3 protein-coding genes and 1 pseudogene are annotated in these 2,507 nt (G+C 39.2%); all 4 read right to left on the bottom strand.

Annotated features, from left to right (window positions below; all coding sequences use genetic code 11):
- Positions 1-98: pseudogene (locus L3V32_RS26000) on the bottom strand (GNAT family N-acetyltransferase); the annotation flags it as partial.
- A gap of 139 nt (positions 99-237) precedes the next feature.
- Positions 238-654, bottom strand: coding sequence for a hypothetical protein (locus L3V32_RS25990; RefSeq protein ID WP_048626554.1), 417 nt, complete (start codon positions 652-654; stop codon positions 238-240).
- Positions 655-797: 143 nt separating this feature from the next.
- Positions 798-1,475, bottom strand: a complete 678-nt coding sequence (locus tag L3V32_RS25980; protein ID WP_237285676.1) for a hypothetical protein — start codon at positions 1,473-1,475, stop codon at positions 798-800.
- Between the two features lie 224 nt (positions 1,476-1,699).
- Entirely contained in the window at positions 1,700-2,356 is a 657-nt protein-coding gene (locus tag L3V32_RS25975; protein WP_237285675.1) for a hypothetical protein, read from the bottom strand.
- Positions 2,357-2,507: the final 151 nt, after the last annotated feature.

The following is a 2,507-nucleotide window of genomic DNA, read 5'->3' as shown; positions in this document are numbered from 1 at the left end:
TGAGAATAGTCACGAATATTAATATTCCGAATTGTATAAAAGTGAATATCCCATAGTGCTTTGGCATCTTCTACGCTGTAATTTCTAATTGTAATCATCGTGCTTACTCCATAATACAGCTAACGCCTTGTTAAGGTGTGAGGCACGCAATACTGAAGACTCCGCATAACACCCTAAACACTACAACCAACGCATAGTAAAAATGCCATGCGTGCCGAATCACTCTTGAACAATTTGTTATGCTCGTTCTTTTAGGGTTTGCAAAAGACTTACAAGATCCAAAACTGCGGTAGTTTCAAAGCGATCTAGTTTTGGTAAGACATAACTATCGTTCACCGTTTTTAAAGTAATTTCTTTGATCACTGCCCCGTCCCTTGAGTAAGTCGTATCATAGGACTCAACATCACATACACTCAAATGCCAAAGTGCGCTATTTCCCAGTTTAAGACTAATACGCCCACCTAGAACCTCGATGCTGTAAAGACCATTTTTATCCGGAAACTTTTGCTGTAACCATAAGCTAATTGCGGCTATCGAGCTCAAACCTAGCGCTACAAATAAGCTTCCTGATGCAATAGAAATAACGATAATACCTATAGTGCCGATTAAAATTGCACCTTTATTCAAAGCTTTATCTTTTTCCCTGAGATACACAACTCCCTCCTGAGAGCATAACGCCCTGTTAAGGGGTGAGCAACGCAATACCAAAGTCGCCGCATACCACCTTAAACACTAAAACCAACGCATAGTGAAAATGCCATGCGTTGCGAATCCCTCTTGAACAGTTTGTTAGAAAACTATCCCCAAAGTGGATATCGTGTCCATACAAAAAGCAAATTGTCTAACATCACTGAACCTAAGTAATAAAAACCCCAAGCATAAACAAAGGTAATCAGGAATCTTAGAGCCCACCACTTCACATTTACAACGTCATAAATCCACCAAAAAGCACTTGGAAGCTTTGTTCGGTCCGTCGAAACAATATTGTTGAACAGACGATCCACGTTCTCTGCGCAATCTCCAAATAAACTCTCACCAAAATTCGTGAAAAAATAGTGCCTTTCAAGAGTCTTGATAGAGGATTTACTATATCCTCCAAGCAACTTTTGATAATGCGACTTATAAAAAGAACTCATTTTTGACCAGCCCTCGTGCTCGCTTTCAAACTCAGAGTAACCTTTGTATGACTTAATAGGTTGAGGGGCTAGAGATACGACTAAAATATTACCTAAAGTAAAAAACAGTGCTGCATAAAAAAACTGTTCCCATGAAAATGGAATTGCTAATGGGAACTTATTCCCGAACAGAGTAAGTTCAATAACCTCTTCTGTACTAGCAAGAATCTTACTTGAAATTGGTACTATTGCTAACCAAATATAAGATGTCCTGACTAGTTTTAAAGACTCTAAGCTTTTTAAGAGAGCCCAGTTCGGAATGAACTTTTTTAAATGGGCGAACATTTTTAAATATGACAAGAAATTTTCCATGAATACTTTGTTTTTCAAAACCTTAAAATATTTTCAACATTATATCACTGAAATAATTTCTGAGCATATTTTGTTTTCTAACGCCGCATTAAGGTGTGAGCAACGCGACCACTGAACCTAACCACACCACCGTAAACACAGAACCTAACGATGACATCAAAAATGCCAAGCGTTGGGAATCACTCTTAAATGCTTTGTTAGGCGATTGCTAACTACTGTGCACCACCTATTATTTTCTTAATTGAATCTTTAATATCGGCTAAAACCTTGTTATGTGCAGCCATGACTTCACCTGATTCCCCAAACCCTTCAGGATTTACGAATAAGGCCGGTAAATGCGCAACCTCTACGCCTCTTTCTCTATCACTCAGTATTTCAGTTTTGTACTTTAATATTGCATCAATCGTTTGGCGCATACGAGGATTGGAATCCACTTTTCTAGCTTCTAAAAGTGTTAACTCAAACTCCACTACAGAAGGCATATTTTCAAGTACAGGGGCAGCAATTTGAGAAAAAGGTGCCATATTTGGTGCTGGCAGCCTATATGCGTACAGAGTATCTAATGCCATGATCTTGTGATTTTTATCTTGGGTCAGCCAATGTTTAACTCTTTCCCAAGGCACGCCTAATAGAGCCGCGCCTTCCCCCCAATGTGTGGTTACGGGAGAAGATACATTGTCTTCTAACCAGTCTAACGCTTTAGAACAGCCTGTGTATGCGACAAGTTTTGAGTTTGAAGATTTTAATTCTGGCCTTTGTTGAGCTAACAAGCTTATCAACCATTCAAAAGTTATTTCAGGCCCCGCATTCAACAGCATTTCAGCCATTTGATCTGACAAATCAATATAATCAGTTTCTGATAAGTCCATAACTCTGAATCATTCCCTCTTCGCCTAACGCCTTGTTAAGGTGTGAGGCACGCAATACCGAAGGTTCCGCATAACACCTTAACCACTAAAACCAACGCATAGTAAAAATGCCACGCGTGCCGAATCACTCTTGAACAATTTGTTATACGAA

This window comes from Vibrio sp. J2-4 (assembly GCF_021728155.1).
Lineage (GTDB): Bacteria > Pseudomonadota > Gammaproteobacteria > Enterobacterales > Vibrionaceae > Vibrio > Vibrio diabolicus.
This window is presented reverse-complemented; position numbering and strand designations above follow the sequence as displayed.

Bases quoted from the DNA above. Each gene is read 5' to 3' on its own strand.
- L3V32_RS25975 (WP_237285675.1), bottom strand. From the start codon at position 2,356: ATGGACTTATCAGAAACTGATTATATTGATTTGTCAGATCAAATGGCT.